Source organism: Labilibaculum manganireducens (assembly GCF_963665805.2).
Taxonomy (GTDB): Bacteria; Bacteroidota; Bacteroidia; order Bacteroidales; family Marinifilaceae; genus Labilibaculum; species Labilibaculum manganireducens.
In genome coordinates this window covers 2,747,260-2,767,267 of sequence record NZ_CAXXEE010000003.1, presented here as the reverse complement: position 1 = coordinate 2,767,267, position 20,008 = coordinate 2,747,260, and the positions used below count along the sequence as shown (strand labels likewise).

The window sequence follows — 20,008 nt, the reverse complement described above, 5'->3', positions numbered from 1 at the left end:
TATGAAAAATATTTCATTTATAATCATCTTATTGGTTTTTACCAGTTGTAAGTCTAAGCCATCTGCAACGGGAAATAATCAAAAGGAAGAGATGCAAAAATGGTCAGTAAAAATGGCCGATGAGGTGATGAGGGAATCGGATAGCCTTATTCATTATTTAAATCCTAAAACTGTAAAATGGCAATACGATATTGCTTTTTTAGGACAGGCGATCGATCATTTAGGAGACATTGATTCAAAATATTCCCGTTATATGGAAGATTATGTGAATTATTTTGTAGAGGAAGATGGTGGTGTAAAAGGCTATAAAATAGAGGAGTATAATATTGATCGAATAAATCCAGCTAAGAATATTATTACTCTTTACAAAAGAACTGGTGAAGAAAAGTACCGCAAAGCACTTTACTCATTTGTAGAGCAAATGCAAAATCATCCAAAAACCAAAAGTGGTGGCTTTTGGCATAAGAAAGTCTATCCGAATCAAATGTGGTTGGATGGGATATATATGGCTTCTCCATTTTTAGCTCAATATGCAAAGGAATTCAATACTCCGGAACTATTTGATGAGGTATGCTTACAGATTGAATTAATCTATGAAAAAACTTTAGATGAAAAGACTGGCTTGTTATATCACGCTTATGATGAAAGTCGTGAACAGCGATGGAGTAATAAAGTAACAGGCTGTGCACCTAATTTTTGGAGCAGATCTATGGGGTGGTACGTTATGGCTATTGTTGATGTTTTAGATTATTTGCCTGAGAATCACAAGGATCGGGATGAGCTTATTGCGCTTCTTCAAAATAGTTGTGAAGCCTTGCTGAAGGTACGCGATAAAGATAGTGGGTTATGGTATCAGGTTCTTGATCAGGGTAACCGGGAGGGGAATTATCTGGAAGGTTCTGGTTCTGCAATGTTTTGCTACGCGTTTGCCAAAGGGGCATCCAAGGGATATCTTGATAAAGGATATCAGGATATAGCCAATTCTGTATTCGATTCTATTATTAAAAACCTTATTAGTACGGATGAAAATGGAAGAATAAAGATGAAGGATATTTGTGGAGGTTGCGGTTTGGGTGGCAATCCATACAGAGATGGTTCTTTTGAATATTATATTAGAGAGAAGAGGGTTGTAAATGATCCTAAAGGAATTGCACCTTTTATTTTGGCTGCTTTAGAGTTAGATAGATAGAAGCGTTCTCTGAAAAGCGCTTTTATTTAAAGAATGTTTAATAAATTAAAATATTTCATATGAGATTGTTATTTATTGTACTTATTGTAAATATTCAACTTCTAACTGCTACTTGTCAAGTCTTAGAAAATAGTGTTCTGATTCCTGCCTTTCCCGGAGCTGAAGGTGCTGGGAAATATACAACCGGGGGGCGTGATGGAATTGTTTATATTGTTACAAATCTAAATGATGAAGGGCCAGGGAGTTTACGTAAGGGGATTCGTAAAAAGGGACCAAGAACAATTGTTTTTGCAGTTTGTGGGAATATCCATCTCAAATCACCTCTTGATATCAATAATAACGATATTACTATTGCTGGACAATCAGCACCAGGTTATGGTATTTGTCTTCGGGATTATGGATTGAGAGTGAATGCTGATAATGTAATTATTAGATATTTACGTATTAGACCAGGTGATGCGTTAAGAGTAGAATTAGATGCAGTAACTGGAAGGAGACATAAAGATATTATTATTGATCATTGTAGTATGAGTTGGTCAACTGATGAGGTTTGTTCAATGTACGATAATGAGAATTTCACTTTACAATGGTGTATTGTTAGTGAAAGCCTTGACCAAAGTTATCATTCCAAGGGAGAGCATGGTTATGGTGGTATTTGGGGTGGTATGAAAGCTACTTTTCACCATAATTTATTGGCACATCATATTAGTCGTAACCCAAGATTACAAGGAAGTAGATGGCATAAAAATCCAGCAATAGAGCGAATGGAAATGGTTAACAATGTGGTGTATAACTGGCGGTCGAAATGTATTTATGCCGGAGAGGCAGGAAATTATTCTATTGTGGCTAACTATTTTATACCTGGACCTGCTACAAAAAAATCTGCTGCGAAAAGCATTTTGGAACCTTATAGTCCTTATAGCACATTTTGTTTTCATGATAATTATTTAGAGGGGAATGATGAGGTTAATAAAAATAATCTTTTGGGAGTCATGATGGTTGCTGATTCTATTCCTTTTTATTTTAAAAATAAGGAAATGAGTATTTCTGATTATAAAATGGAATCAGCAATAGAGGCCTACCAGCATGTATTGCAAAATGCGGGGGCTAGTTACCAAAGAGATAGTGTTGATTCTCGTATTGTGGCTGAAACTCGTGAACGTACATCGCATTTTGGTAAAGGGGGAATTATCAATTCTCAGTCAGAAGTTGGGGGGTGGCCCGATATCGGGTATGTTAAAGCTCCCATTGATAGCGATATGGATGGCTTACCTGATAAGTGGGAAATAGATAAGGGGCTTAATCCGAAAGATAAAACCGATTCATTATTAAAAAATTTAGACATTAATTATACAAATCTTGAAATCTATTTAAATAGTTTACTTTAAAATTTTCTTTATGAAAAAAAATCTTAATCAAATTGGCAGATTTTGCATGCTTGGTTTGTTTATGCTACTCTGCAGTAGTTTAGATATCTATGCACAAAAAGTTAGCGGTACGGTAACTGATGAATCTAATATTCCACTTCCGGGAGTGACAGTGTTATTGAAAGGTACAACCAATGGTACTATTACAACGATTGATGGATATTATGAGTTGCAATTGCCAAATGCTAAAACGGATGTGATCGTTGTTTCTTTTATTGGAATGGAGAGCCAGCAGATTTCAGTGGATGGAAGAAAAACAATTGACGTTGTTTTACAAAACTCTTTTACTCAATTGGATGAGGTTGTAGCTGTTGGGTATGGTACTATTAAAAAGCGTGATATCACAGGGTCAGTGGCTTCAATAAAGGGTGATGATTTAAAAGCTGTACCTGTTTCTTCAGCGGCGGAAGCTATGACAGGACGAATGGCAGGTGTACAGGTTTCTTCTACGGAAGGATCCCCAGATGCAGAAATGACTATTCGTGTTCGGGGAGGAGGATCTATTACACAGGATAATTCACCTTTAATTATTGTAGACGGATTTCCAATAAATAGTCTTTCTGATATTTCACCATCAGATATTCAAACACTTGATGTATTGAAAGACGCAGCCTCAACTGCAATTTACGGATCCAGAGGTGCAAACGGAGTTATTATTGTAACCACTAAGAGTGGAAAAGAAGGAAAACTTACAGTAAACTACAATGCATACTATGGAGTAAAGAAAATTGCCAAAAAATTGGATGTTCTAAATCCTGAAGATTATGTGAATTGGCAATACGAATATGCTGTTTTAGAAGATGGCCTTGATAAGCTTGAATCTTATACCGATTATTTTGGAAATTATCAGGATATAGATGCTTTTAACGGCAAAAAAGGAAATAATTGGCAAGATCAGGTATATGGACGTACAGGTGAGGTTTTTAACCACGATTTATCCGTACGCGGAGGAACTGAAAAACTGATGTATTCGTTTAGCTATTCTCATTTCAACGAGAAGTCTATTATGATTGGTTCAGATTTTAAGCGTGACAATGTATCACTAAAATTAAATTCTAATCCTAATGATAAAGTGTCAATGGATTTTTCTGTTCGCTATTCGAATACAGAAGTAAATGGTGCTGGTGCCAACGAACAAAATGAAGCTTCTTCTGCTGACTCGCGGTTGAAGTACAGTATAACTTATACTCCAATTCCAATTGATGGTTTAACTAGTGATGATACTGATGAAGAAATAGCTAATTCATTAATAAATCCAATTGTGGGAACCTATGATAATGACCGTGAGCAAACCAAAACCAATTTTAATATGGCTGGTAGTTTTGCTTGGGAATTTTATAAAAATCTGAAGTTTAAAACAGAAATTGGCCTTGATACATACAGAACTAACGATAATCGTTTTTATGGATTGACTACATATTATATTAAGAATGCTCCAACTTCAGAAAATCAAAATCATCCTGCTGTTATCTTACGTGATCGCAAACAGGATCGTATAAGAAATACAAATACCTTAAGTTATGATTTTAAAGAATATATAAAGGGTGGTCATAGTTTGAAGTTGTTATTAGGACAGGAATTAATTCATAAAGAGTCGGAAGAATTAACTTCGGTAGTTCATGGTTTTCCTAAGCTATTTAAGTCTAATGAAGCGTTTAAGCTGACCTCTCAAGGAACTCCTTTTTTAACAGATAATTTTTTAAGTCCAGATGACGAACTATTGTCCTTTTTTGGTAGATTAAATTATGATTTTAACAGCAAATATATTTTATCTGCAACTTTTAGAGCAGATGGTTCAAGTAAGTTTTCAAAAGGCAATCAGTGGGGTTATTTTCCATCAGCTGCAGCTGCATGGCGTATTTCAGGAGAAGATTTTATGTCTAATACACAAGCTTGGTTAGATGATTTAAAACTTCGTGTAAGTTATGGAACTGCTGGGAATAACAATATTCCAACAGGTCAGTTATCTCAATCGTTTAGATCAGGTTCAACAGCATGGATAAGTGGATTTGATAGTTATTGGGCTCCTTCGAAAACGATGGCGAATCCTGATTTGAAATGGGAAACAACGGTTACACGTAACTTAGGTGTTGATTTTGCCATGTTTAAAAGTCGTGTAAATGGTTCTGTCGAAGCCTATTTGAATAATACAAAGGACTTATTAATTCAGTTTCCTGTTGCAGGTACCGGATATGATTATCAGTATCGTAACATGGGGGAAACTGAAAATAAGGGACTTGAAGTGACTTTGAATTGGGTTGCTGTTAATAAGAAAGATTATGGTTTGAACTTCAGCTTTAACATCGGCTTTAATAGAGGGAAAATTAAGTCGCTTGGTTTAATGGATGACTTCGGAGCATCATCGGGATGGGCTTCTTCAGACATAGGGGATGATTTTATGGTGAAAGTTGGAGGAAGTGTAGGACAAATGTATGGATTCAGATCTGCAGGAAGATATGAAGTTTCGGATTTTGAAGGATACGACCAGGCTTCCAAAAAATGGATTTTAAAAGATGGAGTTTCTGATGCATCTGATGTTGTTGGTACTTTAGCTCCAGGTGTTATGAAGCTGAGAAATTTGGTAACTCTTGATGGAGAGGACGAAAATGAGGTTAACCTTAATGATCGGGAAATAATTGGTAGCGCAAACCCAAATCATACAGGTGGGTTTAGCATTAATGGACGTGTACATGGATTTGATATGGCTGCAGTATTTAATTGGAGCTATGGCAATGATATTTACAATGCCAATAAAATAGAATATACAACAGCAACAGCAAGAACTCAGTATCGGAATTTAACTGATGAGATGAGAGCCGGTCAACGATGGAATAACATTAATAAGGCTACAGGAGAGTTAGTGACTGATCCAACAGTACTTGCAGGCATGAATGCAAGCACCACTATGTGGTCACCATACATGGCCAGAAACGTATTTACAGATTGGGCTGTTGAGGATGGTTCTTTTTTACGATTGAGTACTTTAACTGTTGGATACACTTTACCTTCTGCTTTAACCAAGAGAATGAAAATTCAAAATTTAAGGTTTTATGCTACTGGCTATAATGTATTCCTTTTAACGAATTATTCTGGTTTTGATCCTGAAGTTTCTACGCGACGGAAAACAGCACTAACACCTGGCGTTGATTACTCTGCTTATCCAAGAAGCCGCCAATTTGTTATGGGGATGAATCTTACTTTTTAATTAGTGTAATGATTTTTAATATGAAAAAGATAATATATTTAGTATTACTCGTTATCGCAGGTTTTACAATGTCTTGCGAAGATCAGCTTGAGGCTCCTGCAAAGTCTTCATTGGAAGAATCGGTTATTTTTTCGACTCCCGATTTAGCAAAAGGCGCGGTAGATGGCATTAAAGTTCCTTTTGGGGAAACAAACTCTTATCGTGGACGTTTTATACCATGGTATGGTATGAATACAGATGTAGAATGGTATAATAGCTCTGATACGCCTGGGAAAGATTCAGATTTGGCAGTATATAATGCTGAAGCCAATAATGGAAACATGAATACAACAAATAACGCATGGGCTAAAATGTACGAAGGTATTGAACGTGCCAATATTTGTATTCGAGGTTTGAGAAATTATGGAAACCCTGAGCCTGGAACTGAATTGGGATATCTATTGGGTGAATCATTAACTTTACGAGCTGTTTATTATGCGGATTTATTAAAAACCTGGGGTGATGTTCCTGCTCGTTTTGAACCTATTTCAACAGAAACTCTTTATCAGGAGAAAGAATGGAGAGAGGTAATTTATATACAACTTTTACAGGATTTGGAAGAGGCCGAAAATTTAGTTCCCTGGCCTAATGGTTCAGCGGCCACAAAATCTGTAGAAAGAATTAATAAAGCATTTGTGAAGGGCTTACGTGCTCGGTTGGCTTTAGCCGCAGCAGGTTGGCAGCAGTATCCGGGAATCGGAATTAGTCGTTCAAGATATCCTGAATTATCATATGATAAAATGGTAGTGATTGCAAAGAAGGAATGTTTAGATATAATTGCAAGTACAACAGCCATATTAGAGCCTTCATTTGAAACGGTATTTAAAAAGAATTGCCAGGACAATGTAAATGCAGGAAGCGAATCGTTATGGGAAATTCCTTTCGCTGACGGACGTGGTCGCGTATTGTTTACATTTGCTGTTCGCCATCAAAGTGTTGATCAGTATACTTCGCAAGCAAGAGGAGGACAAGCTGGTCCGGTACCAAATTTATTTTATGATTATGATGTAAAGGATACTCGAAGAGATGTAACGGTTGTACCTTATGAATGGGCTAAAGCTGTTGATGGTTTTTCTCAGCAATCATTGTTGGGATTGGATCATTGGAGTTTTGGTAAGTATCGTTATGAGTGGATGAACCGTATTGTTACCTCAAGTAACGATGATGGGGTGAATAAATTATATATGCGTTATGCTGAAGTTGTTTTAATGGCAGCGGAAGCAGTAAATGAAATCGATGGACCGGTTGCGGCCGCTCCTTACTTGAAGATGATTAGAAAACGTGCTTTTGCTCCTGAAGATTGGAATGAAAAGGTAGAGGCTTATGTGGATGCATTAACTACAAAAGAAGCAATGTTTAATGCTATTGTTGATGAGAACAAATTTGAATTTTGTGGCGAAATGATTCGTAAGCAGTCCTTGATTCGCTGGAATCTGCTTAAAACAAAATTGGATGAGGCTAAAACAAAAATGTACGCTTTGAGAAGCCGTACCGGTGAATATTCTGATGTTCCTGAGAAATTATATTACGATTATGCTGAGGATAATGAATCTCTGGTTATTTATGGCTTAAACAGAGGAGAGACTGCAGATAAATCAAGTGAATATACTTTCAATGAAACATGGGTAGCACCTGAAAAGTTAGAGGATAGTAAGATTGAATCAATTTATACTAAAAATCCTGATGAAAGACAATTTTGGCCAATTTGGCAAGTGTTTTTGGATGCCAGCAATGGAAAACTTGTTAATGATTATGATTATTAAATAAAAGGAGTTATCAATGAAAAATATATTTGTTAAAATAGCCTTGTTAATTGGATTCGCTTCTTTACTGCTAGCAGCATGTGATGATAATATAGATCCGATTATAGATAAAATAGAGTATAACCGTTTGTTTTCACCAACGGATATAAAAGCGATTGTAAGAAATCAAATAACCGTTGAATTAAGTTGGACTCTTCAGGACAGTGCTGACTTTTATACTGTGGAATTTAGTAATGATAGTTTGGAATTTAGTTCAATTATTAGAACAGTAAAAGTTTTGCCTGATGAGTTGCCTCTTCAAGAAACTTTTGGCAGTGAAGAGCAATATTCAGCTAGAGTTAAAGGTGAAAGTGATAATGGGTTGGTAGAATCCAAATGGACAACTGTTAGTTTTAAAACTGATGCTGAAAATATTTTTTTACCGCTTACTGATAATAAAATTGGAAAAAGTTCGGCTGCTTTAAATTGGCCTGCTAATAGTGAAGTAACACATTTTATTATCACACCAGGTGAGCTAAGAAGAGATATTACTGCAGAGGAAAAAACTGCAGGTGAAGCTATCATTACAGGACTTGATTTTGCCACAGAGTATAAAGTTGTAATGTACAATGGTACTAGTCCTAAGCAAAGAGGAGCTGTCACTTTTACTACATTACCTGAAGGGATTACTCTTTCGCCATCAGATGATCTAAATGAAATTTTCGCAAATGCTGAAGATGGAGAGATCTTTTTGTTGGAAGGTGGTACTTATGCAACTCAAGGATTGATTAATATTTCTAAAAGTATCACATTAAAAGGCTTATCATCAAGCAACCGACCTGTTTTAAATGTACAGTTTGTAATACTTGAAGGTGTTACTGATGTTACTATTTCAGGACTAGAGTTGCGTGGCAAGTATACCGATACTGCTACATCAGTAGAAATGCTTTTGGATCATACCATTCAAATTACACCTATAGATGGAACCGATTTAGGGAATTTTGAAATGATTAATTGCCTTGTGAATCAGTATAATAAATCATTTATTGGTGCGTCAAGTGGAGCATGGACAATTGCTAATGTTGCTGTAAATAGTTGCGTAGTTGATAGTATTTATGGAAATGGTGGAGATATTGTTGATTTCCGTAAAAGTTTTGCCGAAAACATCTCTATCGTCAATTCAACCTTCTCAAACTGCTCAATAGATGGAAATAAACGACAATTTATACGTTATGACGGTTCTGATAAAGGTCCTAATATCTATGATGATGGAAGCCACACACCAACTATTGAAGTGAATTCCTGTACTTTCTATAATGTCCTTAATTATGACAATTCCTCTGCGCAACAGTTCTTTTATGTACGATGGATTAATACTGATGAAGTACTAATCTCTATGAATAACTTATTCGTCAATATGGGAACTACTGTATATGGCAGGGACTCAAGATGTGAAACTACTCAAAAGACGTTTGGTAACAATAACTACGTTAATGCTGTTGGTTTCTACGATAATAGTATGATAGTGTATGACGATAGTTCATATACAGAATTAGATCCTGGATTTGCAGATGCAATAAATGGTGATTTCACCCTTAGCAATCAAACACTGATTGATAATGTGGTGGGTGATCCTCGCTGGAGATAAAATTTATAAATTATTTACCTTATGGGCATGACAGTTATGTCATGCCCATATTTATTTTACTTATCCATATACTAATCATGGCTACGAAGGAATATGGGAGGAATGGGGGCTGTTCTCATACGTGCCGTAACTTTCCGTTTTGTGGTGTGAGGCCGCGTCAGATAAAGAGGTTGGTGATTTTCGGAATATTGTTATCTGTAATTGTGAAATTAACAGTGAATTAGGAGGTGAGATGGGAAAACAAAATATAGTTATAACTATTTAGAGTATTGAAAAATGAAAAGTAAATTGATTTGTGTACTTGCAGCTGTTTATTTGTTGGTTTCGGCTTGTTCTGAGTCAACCATATCTCCTGATTACAAGGGAGTTCAGGTAACACTCAAAAGTGCTGATAATGGAGATGGTACTTATACCAATCCAATTATTCAGGCTGATTACTCCGATCCTGATGCCATTAGAGTGGGCGATGATTTTTTCATGACAGCTTCTAGTTTCGGATGTGCACCAGGATTGCCTGTTCTTCATTCCCGTGATTTGGTAAATTGGCAACTGATAGCTTATGCCTCACCCAAAGTAATGCCCAAAGCTCATTATAATAAAATACAACATGGTAATGGCATATGGGCTCCATCCTTGCGTTACCACAATGGAACATTTTATATTTTTTACGGCGATCCCGATTTTGGAATTTTCATGTTGAAATCTGAAAAAGCAGAGGGGCCTTGGAGCGAACCACTCTTAATTAAAGAAGCCAAAGGATGGATTGATTCCTGCCCGTTTTGGGATGAAGACGGACAAGCTTATTTGGTACATGGTTACGCAGGTTCAAGAGCAGGTATTAAAAGTATTTTAGCTGTTAACCGAATGAAACCAGATGGAACTGCATTGTTGGACGATGGCATTTTGGTTTTCGATGGTCATGATGGAAATGGTACTGTTGAGGGACCTAAATTCTATAAAAAGAATGGATATTATTATATTTTTGCTCCCGCAGGTGGAGTTTCTACAGGCTGGCAATTGGTGCTTCGTTCTAAAAACATTACAGGGCCCTATGAATCAAAGATAGTTATGAGTCAAGGCAAAACAGAAATTAACGGACCTCATCAGGGAGCTTGGGTTAGTTTGGCTGACGGTGAAGATTGGTTCCTTCATTTTCAGGATCAGGAAGCATACGGACGTGTTGTGCATTTGCAGCCAATGAATTGGAAAGACAATTGGCCTGTGATTGGTGATGATGCTGACGGCGATGGAACAGGAGAACCTGTTATTACTTATCGTAAGCCTGATGTTAAACAAACAGAGATGATTTCTCCTGAAAGTATGAATGATGAATTTAATGGTGATGCACCTTCTTTGTTATGGCAATGGCATGCCAATCCTGGTCTCGATTGGGGAAAAAGCTTTCCTGGAAAAGGTGTTTTCAGAATGTATTGTCAGTCGTCTTCTGAAGGATCTGTAAATTTATGGGATGTACCTTCATTGTTTCTTCAGAAATGGCCGGCTGTTTCTTTTGAGGCTGTTGCAAAAGTAAAATTATCACTTTTGAATGAAGGTGAGAGATTTGGATTGATAGTGATGGGACAGGATTATGCCTCAGTAGTTATAGAGAATAAAAATGGAGAATTGGTTTTGAATGAGATTACTTGTTTGAATGCACGCAAAGGATCGGAGGAGAATTATACAGGTGATTTTCAGTCTGTATCTTCCGATTTGTTTTTGAAAGTTAAAGTTGAGGTGGGAGGAATTTGTCATTTTTCATATTCCGAAAATGGATTGGATTATAAGTCGGTTGGTTTACCTTTCACAGCCAATACCGGAAGATGGATTGGTAGTAAAATTGGTTTCTTTGCTCAACGCATGAATAAAGTAAACGATTCAGGTTATGTGGATATTGATAGGTTTACTATGAATTAACATTCGTCTTTATTGAACTAAAGCATCTATAAAATTAATTTAAAAATAAGGTATGAAACGTCCATGACAGGCAATTGTGACCGAAGAAGAATGATTATTTGTTCATGGTAAGTTCTCCCGAAACAAGTTCGGGACAGGCTATATGGCAAAAGTTTAAAATTATAAACATATGAAACGTCCATGTATAAAGCTTTCTACACACAGGGAGATGATTATATGGTAAGTTCCATATGACAAACACATAAAATTATAATCATATGAAACGTAATAGTGAGAAGTTTATTTTGACAGAAGAATTAGAATGGGAAGATTTAGGAACTGGTGTTTCCCGTCAGTTTTTAGGCTATGACAATCAAATTATGATGGTGAAAGTGAAATTTGAGAAAGGAGCTGTTGGTGCACCTCACCAGCATTTCCACACACAAACAACCTGTTGCGCAAGTGGTCAGTTTGAGTTTACTATTGGTGGTGAGAAAAAGGTGATTGGCGTAGGTGACGGCGTATATATTGAGCCGAATATGTTACATGGAGCAGTATGTCTGGAAGCGGGTGTATTAATAGATGTATTCAGTCCGGTTCGGGAAGATTTTCTATCGGGTAGTGGAGTATCTTATTTAGGTGTTGACAGCAGGCATAAAAAGTAGGACTTTGCATACAAAATAACAAGAGATATATGATTTTAAGAGTAATTTTATTCGCCAGTATTCTGACAATTACAGGTTGTACATCCAATTCAATTAATAATGAAAATTTCACCGAAAGCAAATTAAAACTATGGTATATTAAGCCGGCAAAGATATGGGAGGAAGCTTTGCCCATTGGTAATGGCAGGTTAGGTGCTATGGTATATGGTGGAACTGTTGAAGAAACCATTCAGTTTAATGAAGAAACAGTTTGGGCAGGAGAACCGGGAAATAATATTTTACCTGCGGTTAAAGATTATTTACCTGAAATTCGCCAACTCATCTTTGAAGGAAAATATAAGGAAGCTCAACAACTAGCCGACAAATACCTGCCTCGTATAACAAAGGAGGATAATAATTACGGCATGTGTTACCAGCCTGTTGGAAATTTGCAAATAGTATTTCCAGACAACCATGATATAACTGATTATTATCGGGATTTAGACATTTCAAAAGCTGTTGCGAGTGTTGAATATAAGACCAAGGGCGTAACTTATCGGCGCGAGGTAATTTCATCTCTTGCAGATAATATTATTGCTGTTGAAATAACAGCTGATAAGCCATCCTCTGTTTCGTGTACTTTATCAGTTAATAGTCCTCATGAAAAACATAGTATAAAATGCAATAATAATGCTATTTGGTTGCAAGGTACAAGCAGCGATTATGAGAATAAAAAAGGAAAAGTAAAATTTACTTCCATCATAAAACCAAAGATAACAGGAGGAGAACTAAAATCTACTGATAGTACCTTAGTTATAACTAATGCAGATAAACTGGTTATCTATTTGTCCGTGGGGACAAATTTTAAAAATTACAAGGATATTTCAGGAAATGCTGAATTAAAAGCGAAAAGTATTTTAGATGCTGCATTTACAAAAGATTTTGCCCAATTAAAACAAGCCCATACGAATTTGTATAAGAAATTTTTCGACAGGGTTAAAATAAATGTAGGGATTACCGATTCTATTAAAAATCCAACTGACGTTCGATTGGAACAATTCAATACGGGGAACGATCCTCAATTAGTAGCTTTATATTATCAATTTGGTAGATACCTTTTAATTTCAAGCTCGCAACCCGGAACACAGGCTGCCAATCTGCAAGGTCTTTGGAATAATAAAATAAAACCGCCCTGGGATAGTAAGTATACCGTAAATATAAATACGGAAATGAATTACTGGCTTGCAGAACCAACAAACCTTTCGGAAATGCACGAACCTTTGTTTGATCTTATTGATGATATTTCAGAAACAGGTAAACAATCGTCTTCTTATATGTATGGTACCAGAGGTTGGAATATTCACCATAATACAGATATATGGCGAATTTCAGGAGTTGTTGATGGAGGTTATTATGGTTTATGGCCAATGGGAGGTGCGTGGTTAAGTCAGCACTTATGGTACCACTACATGTATTCAGGTGACGTTGATTTTTTAAAGAAAAAATACACTGTATTAAAAGGTGTTTCATTGTTTTATAAAGATATATTGGTTCAAGAACCGGAACATCATTGGCTGGTTGTGTGTCCTTCCATATCGCCTGAAAATTCACATCATTCCGGTACAACCATTGCAGGGGGGACAACAATGGACAATCAATTGGTTTACGATGTATTCAATAATGTCATTGAGGCATCAGATATACTTGATATCGATCATGAATATGCAGACAGTCTTCGTTCATTATTTAACAAGTTAGCGCCCATGCAAATTGGCAAATGGGGGCAACTTCAGGAATGGATGCACGATTGGGACAAACAGGATGATAGACACCGACACATTTCCCATTTATATGGGCTTTATCCATCCAACCAAATATCACCTTTTGAAACACCGGAGTTATTGGCAGCGGCAAAAACTTCGCTTCTTGCACGCGGGGATGAATCTACAGGATGGTCTATGGGATGGAAAGTGAACCTCTGGGCAAGGTTTCTTGATGGTAATCATGCCTTAAAATTAATAGCTGACCAATTACGTCCATCCATTCAGGAAGATGGAAGCCAACAAGGAGGAACCTATCCAAATTTATTTGATGCCCATCCTCCATTTCAGATAGATGGAAATTTTGGTTGTACTTCAGGCATTTCAGAAATGTTATTACAAAGCCATGACGGTGCTATTCATTTATTACCGGCCTTACCTGATACTTGGGATAAAGGAGCAATAACCGGCCTTAAATCCCGTGGAGGTTTTATTGTAAGTATGAATTGGAAAAATGGTCAGCTAACAAATGCAGTCATTGAATCTACAATAAACGGCAATTGCCGTATTCGTTCTTATACCCCATTACAGGGGAAGCATTTAATTGAAGCGCAAGGGGACAATCCAAATCATTTCTTCTCAACAAGAACAAATCCAAAAACAAAAAATCATTCAGGTGAATCGATTCAAAAGCAAATTGTTAGAAAAGTTTATGAATACGATATTAATATGAATGTTGGAGACATAATTAATATCAGCTCGAAATGATGCCATTATAATACAATTTACCAATATAAAAGTGACGACTATTTAAAGATGAAACCTGTATTTATCTGATTGTAATTGAATCATATGTGTTAGGGTGTTGCGATTTGTTTTTGCTTATCGTAAATAAAATATCTGCTGTTTTATTTTTAAATAGAACCACGTTTAATATGTTTTACAAATTAAAATGACAGGAATGATGAAATACAAAACAATTCTTTTTTTACTGATTTTGCTCCCAATAATGGGTTGGGGGCAAAATGAATTTCCTAAGGACACTTCGTTTTCGGTATATTCTGCAGGGAAAAAAATAAAGAAGGATTTTCCAGAAGCTTTACCGGTTAAAGAAATTGTTTCCAATGAGTTTCTATCATTACCGAATCAAGTTTACCGGATAAGACCAAACAGAAAGCTTCGCATGGATGTTTTTCTTCCGAACAGAGATTGCGGGCAGAAACGACCGGTTGTTATGATGATTCATGGTGGTGGTTGGCGGTCTGGTAATAAATCGCATTTGGTTCCAATGGCGCAGCAGTTGGCTGCTGATGGTTATGTAACAGCCTCGGTTGAGTATCGTTTGTCAATTGAAGCTATATACCCGGCTGCTGTTTATGACTTGAAGGAGGCCATTCGGTTTTTAAAACACAATAGTGATTTATATGGCATAGACACAACGAAAATAGCGGTATTGGGTTGCTCATCGGGAGCCACACTTGCAAGTTTTATGGCTGCTACAGCAGGAATAACAAAGTTTGATGATTCTGAATCGGTTTATTCGAACTACTCGTCAAGAGTACAGGCCTTGGTGAATGTAGATGGCGTTGTTGATTATACAGACCCAAATGAAAGCCGAAAAATAACTAATCCCAATAAGCCATCGGCTGCAAGTCTGTTTTTTGGAGTTACTTACCAGGAAAATCCGAAACTATGGGAGGAAGCATCTCCAATTAATTACGTGGATGAAAATATGCCCGCAACATTGTATATAAACAGTGCATTGCCACGTTTTCATGCCGGAAGAGATTCTTTGTTTCATATCCTCGATAGGAATAAAACGTATCACGAAGTACATACAATTGAAAATACACCTCATCCCTTTTGGCTTTTTCATCCATGGTTCGAAGAAGCACATGACTGCATTCTTAATTTTCTTAACACTGTTTTTGAAGGATAAGAAGATCGCTGTTTTTCGGTGTACTTAGAAGCGAATGACAAAATTTATAAATGATTTAAAATAGAATAAATGAAATATATCTGGATCATTGCATTGTTGACAGTTTTTACAAACTGTGCTATTGCAGACAATAAGGGTGATATTGTAGTTGCCGCTGACGGAACAGGAGATTACATCTCGCTGACAGAGGCAATTGATCATTTGCCATTTTACAATTATCAGCGTTTGGTGATTTTTGTAAAGAATGGTGTGTACAATGAGAAGATACGAATAGAACAGGATTATCTGACCATTTGCGGAGAAAGCCGTGACAGTACCATTATTCAATATGCTCAGCTAAGAGAAGATTGGCAAAAGAACAGAGATTATATTGGCCCTGCGGTTATCAACATTCATGCTGATGATATTATTTTAGATAATCTCACCATAAAAAACACTCAACCCAAGTTGGGGCCTCATGCGTTTACCATTTATGGTACAGGAACACGAACGATTATAACAAATTGCAATGTAACCAGCAATGGCGGTGATACGGTTTCTCTTTGGAATTATAAGGAAGGAATGTATTATCACGACAACTGCAGTTTTGAAGGTGGTGTTGATTTTGTTTGTCCCCGTGGATGGTGTTATATTTCCAATTCAAGTTTTAAAGAGTTGATGAATACCGCAGCCGTGTGGCATGCTGCAACTACAAATGAAAATCAAAAAATGGTGTTGAGTCATTGTGAATTTATGGGAGTGGATAGCTTCTATTTAGCCCGGCATCATTATGATGCTCAGTTTTATTTTTTGAATTGCAATTTTCCTGCAGAAATGAGGGATAAATCTATTCTTCACGTTTCTTATCCGGATAAACCGGAAAAAAACAGACCTTACCTGTGTGGTGACAGATACAATTTTTACAATTGTGATCGTAAAGCAGGTAATTATTCATGGTTCGCCAACAATATTGATTCCAGCTCGGCAGCTAAAATAACTCCGGAATGGACATTCGATAAGAAATGGAATCCTGAAGATACTTCTTCTATTAAAGTAGTTAAAGCGGAATATGAAAACCAATCTCTTTTTTTATGGTTCGATGAAATTGTAATGCCGGTTGGCGATTTAAAAATTCAAACAAAAAGCGGTAAAATTTTCTCCTATTTTAATGGAGTTGGACGGGAACGTTTGGAATTTAAAGGAGAGAATACTTTAACTGAGGAAGAAGTAAAAAAGGAATTTGAGTTGGTAAGTGGAAATATTCAAAACATCAAAGCAACAGTAAAGCCCCGAACATTTAAATAGCAGCAATTTAATTTAAAAATAAAATTCAGTTTAGTTGTTGTAAATGAAAAAACCCGATTGTTCATGCAAAATGCATTGGCAATCGGGTGTGGTATCGCAAAATTATTACGATTGAGTATTACGGGTTTATAATAAACGATTTAAGCTGGTAAATCCTACAATGACACACCTCTTTTCCAGGGAATAAAATCTTCCTGATTCAATTGATCCGCTTTGCATTCAATTTCTCCGCTGGCAACTTTTATAATGTGCTCCAACATGCTTTCTCCCAATTCATCTAAAGTTTGAGTACCATCAATAACAACACCAGCGTTGATATCGATAATGTCCGACATTTTTTTCGATAGCTCAGTATTCGAAGAAACTTTTAGCACAGGAGCAACAGGATTACCCGTAGGCGTTCCCAAACCTGTAGTAAACAAAACTACATTAGCACCCGATCCAACCAATCCGGTTGTAGATTCAACATCGTTACCTGGTGTGCACAGCAAACTAAGACCATCATGTTTTACGTATTCGGTATAGTCCAGCACATCATTAATAGGAGAGGAACCTCCCTTTTTTGAAGCACCAGCCGATTTCATTGCATCGGTAATCAGCCCGTCTTTAATATTGCCGGGAGAAGGATTCATATCAAAACCAGATCCTGCATTTATTGCTGCTTGTGCATAATCACGCATGATTGTAATGAATTTTTCAGCGTGCTCAGGATTTCCGGTTCTGCTCATCAATTCTTGTTCAACGCCGCACAATTCAGGAAACTCCGATAGAATTGCCTTACCGCCTAAGGCAGTAATTAAATCAGCAACCCGTCCCAAAGCAGGATTGGCCGAGATACCAGAAAATCCATCAGATCCTCCGCATTCCAACCCAATGGTTAATTTTGAAAGAGGAGCTGGTTTGCGTTCAATTTTATTGGCTTCAACCAAACCTTTAAAGGTTTCTTTAATGGCTTTTTCAAGCATTACGGTTTCATTGCCAATTGTTTGCTGATCAAAAATTAAGATCGGTTTGTCAAGGTTCGGATCCAGGTTTTTAATAGCAGCTTGTAAAATGCTTATTTGCGCATTCTGACAACCCAAACTCAATACGGTAGCTCCAGCCACATTTGGATTTTTTAAATAACCTGCCAGTAATCTGCACAAGCTATCGCTGTCCTCACGGGTACCACCACAGCCACCTTCATGGGTGATGAATTTGATGTTTATCTGATCGAAAACCTGTTTTTGATCAACATCCTCTTCTTTAGCCAATGACAATCCTTCGAAAGAAACGCCGGATTGATAACCGGCAGCCATATCCTGAACTAAATTTTCGTATGGATTGGTCTTTTTCTTACCCAAAACTTTTTCAAAAGCTTTTTTCAGGGTTAAAACATTTCTGTTTTCGCAAAATACCAAAGGCAGAACCAACCAGTTATTGGCCGTGCCAACTTGTCCGTCAGCCCGGTGATAACCCATGAAAGTTTTATCTTTGAACCGCTCTACATTTGGTGCAGTCCAATGAAACTCGCTTGTTTTATTTGGATCGTATTCTGTTGCCTTGTGTTCTGTATTATTTACGGTAATTGCCTCGCCGCTTTTGATTGCTTTGCTGGCTGTACCTACAACCAAACCGTACATAAACATTTCATCGCCAACAGCAAGATCATGAATTGAAAATTTATGTTTCGCCTTAATATCTTCCTGTAAAGTGATATTAATATCATTAACACAAATTACTTCACCTTTTGCTAGGTTTGTAAGAGCAACGGCAAGATTGTCGCTGCTGTTTATCGTGATTGCTTTATTCATGATTGTTAAAATTTAAAGTTGCTGATTGCTGCATCTTTATTCAATTTTTCAAACTGACTGGTCATCATTTCTGTTAAACCGTTAATTTGATTTAAATCAGTATCCCAGAATGAAACTTCGCCCAATACTTTACGGATGATAGCTTCCGGAGTTTCAGTTGTGGCTGAAAGAGCAGAGAAGAAGGCAATTACTTCATCATTATCTTGAATGGTAAACGATTCAGATAGATAAAGCTTAATTAAGTAGGTAAATGCCAGCACCAATCCTTCCGGTAATTTGTTGTTTGTGTTCAAATAGTCAAGTAATGAAGGCAATACACGTACTTTGTATTTCGATATTGAGTTTAGGGCGATAGATTTTAACTCATGATGAATGTATGGATTCATGAATCGTTCCAAAACCTCTGTTGCATACAATTCCAATTCTGCTTTTGGCAGATTTATAGTTGGTGCAATTTCATTGAAAATGATGTGACGAACAAATTCACCTACATTATCGCTTTCAACCGATTCGCGAACTGTTTCAATACCGTTTAGCAAAGCAACCGGAACCATTGATGTGTGAGCACCATTCAGAATACGAACTTTTCGGGTGCGGTAAGGCGATAAATCTTTTGTATAGATCACATTCAAGCCACATTTGTCAGCAGGAAAAGCTTTTTGAATTTCTTCACATCCTTCAATTACCCACAAGTGGAAAATTTCAGAGGATACCACTAAATTGTCATCAAAACCGATTGATTTTTTAATTTCGTCAATTTCGTCTTTTGGATATCCTGGAACAATACGGTCTACTAAAGTATTTGCAAAATAATTGGATTTGTCAACCCATTGAGTAAACTCTTCCGATAAATCCCATAATTTGGCATAGTCTAAAATTGCTTTTTTAAGCTTCTCACCATTTTTGTCGATCAATTCAACAGGAATAAATTTCAATCCTTTGGTAGTATCTCCATTAAAATGATTGAATCGGCTCAAAAGCAACTGTGTTAATTTTCCAGGATAGGTAGAAGCCAATTCGCCTTCTTTAGGACAGTCGTCTGCTTTAAAAACAATACCAGCTTCGGTTGTGTTCGAAATCACCAATTCCAATTCATTCAGAATCGCCAAATCATCGTATTCTTTCTTTTGTTCGAATGGGTTGATTGCTTTTTGTACGCAAGAGATCAGTCTGGTTTCGCTGATTGCCTTTCCATCTTTTAGTCCGCGGTAAATATGGTGATATAGATTATCTTGTTTTCTTAGAAGATCAGTCATACCAAATTCGATTGGTTGAACAATAGCCACACCCGAATTGTAATTGTGTTCTTTATTCATAATGTCAATCATCCAATCAACAAAGGCACGTAAAAAGTTTCCTTCTCCAAATTGAAGAATTTTAATTGGTAATTCTTGTGATGGTACTGTTTCTCTATTTAACTGTCTCATAACTTAATTTTTTAAAAT

The 20,008-nt window shown here is 36.7% G+C and carries 12 protein-coding genes; 10 read left to right on the top strand and 2 right to left on the bottom strand.

Features of this window, described 5'->3' with window-relative positions; all coding sequences use genetic code 11:
* Position 1: 1 nt before the first annotated feature.
* The 10 genes from ACHZAX_RS10775 (at position 2) to ACHZAX_RS10730 (ending at position 16,770) form a co-directional block, all read left to right on the top strand.
* Positions 2 to 1,189 carry a glycoside hydrolase family 88/105 protein gene (locus ACHZAX_RS10775; protein ID WP_320019112.1) on the top strand — a complete coding sequence of 396 codons (1,188 nt, stop codon included), beginning with the start codon at positions 2 to 4 and terminating at the stop codon, positions 1,187 to 1,189.
* A gap of 59 nt (positions 1,190 to 1,248) precedes the next feature.
* A complete protein-coding gene (locus ACHZAX_RS10770) occupies positions 1,249 to 2,577 on the top strand; it encodes a pectate lyase family protein (protein WP_320019111.1) in 1,329 nt (442 codons plus the stop codon).
* A gap of 10 nt (positions 2,578 to 2,587) precedes the next feature.
* The gene (locus ACHZAX_RS10765) at positions 2,588 to 5,821 is read left to right on the top strand and encodes a SusC/RagA family TonB-linked outer membrane protein (RefSeq protein ID WP_320019110.1); all 3,234 of its coding nucleotides are present in this window, start codon (positions 2,588 to 2,590) and stop codon (positions 5,819 to 5,821) included.
* 20 nt (positions 5,822 to 5,841) lie between these two features.
* Positions 5,842 to 7,623, top strand: a complete 1,782-nt coding sequence (locus ACHZAX_RS10760; RefSeq protein ID WP_320019109.1) for a RagB/SusD family nutrient uptake outer membrane protein — start codon at positions 5,842 to 5,844, stop codon at positions 7,621 to 7,623.
* A 16-nt stretch (positions 7,624 to 7,639) separates the two neighbouring features.
* The gene (locus tag ACHZAX_RS10755) at positions 7,640 to 9,250 is read left to right on the top strand and encodes a DUF5123 domain-containing protein (RefSeq protein WP_320019108.1); all 1,611 of its coding nucleotides are present in this window, start codon (positions 7,640 to 7,642) and stop codon (positions 9,248 to 9,250) included.
* A 276-nt stretch (positions 9,251 to 9,526) separates the two neighbouring features.
* Positions 9,527 to 11,164, top strand: coding sequence for a glycoside hydrolase family 43 protein (locus ACHZAX_RS10750; protein WP_320019107.1), 1,638 nt, complete (start codon positions 9,527 to 9,529; stop codon positions 11,162 to 11,164).
* A 257-nt stretch (positions 11,165 to 11,421) separates the two neighbouring features.
* A complete protein-coding gene (locus ACHZAX_RS10745) occupies positions 11,422 to 11,808 on the top strand; it encodes a cupin domain-containing protein (protein WP_320019106.1) in 387 nt (128 codons plus the stop codon).
* A 29-nt stretch (positions 11,809 to 11,837) separates the two neighbouring features.
* A complete protein-coding gene (locus tag ACHZAX_RS10740; protein ID WP_320019105.1) occupies positions 11,838 to 14,315 on the top strand; it encodes a glycoside hydrolase family 95 protein in 2,478 nt (825 codons plus the stop codon).
* A 193-nt stretch (positions 14,316 to 14,508) separates the two neighbouring features.
* Complete coding sequence (locus ACHZAX_RS10735; protein WP_320019104.1) at positions 14,509 to 15,486, top strand: alpha/beta hydrolase; 978 nt, start codon at positions 14,509 to 14,511, stop codon at positions 15,484 to 15,486.
* Positions 15,487 to 15,555: 69 nt separating this feature from the next.
* The gene (locus ACHZAX_RS10730; protein WP_320019103.1) at positions 15,556 to 16,770 is read left to right on the top strand and encodes a pectinesterase family protein; all 1,215 of its coding nucleotides are present in this window, start codon (positions 15,556 to 15,558) and stop codon (positions 16,768 to 16,770) included.
* A gap of 155 nt (positions 16,771 to 16,925) precedes the next feature.
* Here ACHZAX_RS10730 and ACHZAX_RS10725 read toward each other — a convergent pair whose 3' ends face one another.
* Positions 16,926 to 18,563: a UxaA family hydrolase gene (locus ACHZAX_RS10725; protein WP_320019102.1), complete on the bottom strand. Its 1,638-nt coding sequence runs from the start codon at positions 18,561 to 18,563 to the stop codon at positions 16,926 to 16,928.
* Between the two features lie 5 nt (positions 18,564 to 18,568).
* Positions 18,569 to 19,990: a tagaturonate reductase gene (locus ACHZAX_RS10720; RefSeq protein ID WP_320019101.1), complete on the bottom strand. Its 1,422-nt coding sequence runs from the start codon at positions 19,988 to 19,990 to the stop codon at positions 18,569 to 18,571.
* Positions 19,991 to 20,008: the final 18 nt, after the last annotated feature.

What these genes read in the sequence shown, in the direction of transcription:
- ACHZAX_RS10750 (WP_320019107.1), top strand. Translation starts at nt 9,527, where the DNA reads ATGAAAAGTAAATTGATTTGTGTACTTGCAGCTGTTTATTTGTTGGTT.
- ACHZAX_RS10725 (WP_320019102.1), bottom strand. Translation starts at nt 18,563, where the DNA reads ATGAATAAAGCAATCACGATAAACAGCAGCGACAATCTTGCCGTTGCT.
- ACHZAX_RS10745 (WP_320019106.1), top strand. Translation starts at nt 11,422, where the DNA reads ATGAAACGTAATAGTGAGAAGTTTATTTTGACAGAAGAATTAGAATGG.
- ACHZAX_RS10735 (WP_320019104.1), top strand. Translation starts at nt 14,509, where the DNA reads ATGATGAAATACAAAACAATTCTTTTTTTACTGATTTTGCTCCCAATA.
- ACHZAX_RS10720 (WP_320019101.1), bottom strand. Translation starts at nt 19,990, where the DNA reads ATGAGACAGTTAAATAGAGAAACAGTACCATCACAAGAATTACCAATT.
- ACHZAX_RS10770 (WP_320019111.1), top strand. Translation starts at nt 1,249, where the DNA reads ATGAGATTGTTATTTATTGTACTTATTGTAAATATTCAACTTCTAACT.
- ACHZAX_RS10765 (WP_320019110.1), top strand. Translation starts at nt 2,588, where the DNA reads ATGAAAAAAAATCTTAATCAAATTGGCAGATTTTGCATGCTTGGTTTG.
- ACHZAX_RS10775 (WP_320019112.1), top strand. Translation starts at nt 2, where the DNA reads ATGAAAAATATTTCATTTATAATCATCTTATTGGTTTTTACCAGTTGT.
- ACHZAX_RS10740 (WP_320019105.1), top strand. Translation starts at nt 11,838, where the DNA reads ATGATTTTAAGAGTAATTTTATTCGCCAGTATTCTGACAATTACAGGT.
- ACHZAX_RS10755 (WP_320019108.1), top strand. Translation starts at nt 7,640, where the DNA reads ATGAAAAATATATTTGTTAAAATAGCCTTGTTAATTGGATTCGCTTCT.
- ACHZAX_RS10760 (WP_320019109.1), top strand. Translation starts at nt 5,842, where the DNA reads ATGAAAAAGATAATATATTTAGTATTACTCGTTATCGCAGGTTTTACA.
- ACHZAX_RS10730 (WP_320019103.1), top strand. Translation starts at nt 15,556, where the DNA reads ATGAAATATATCTGGATCATTGCATTGTTGACAGTTTTTACAAACTGT.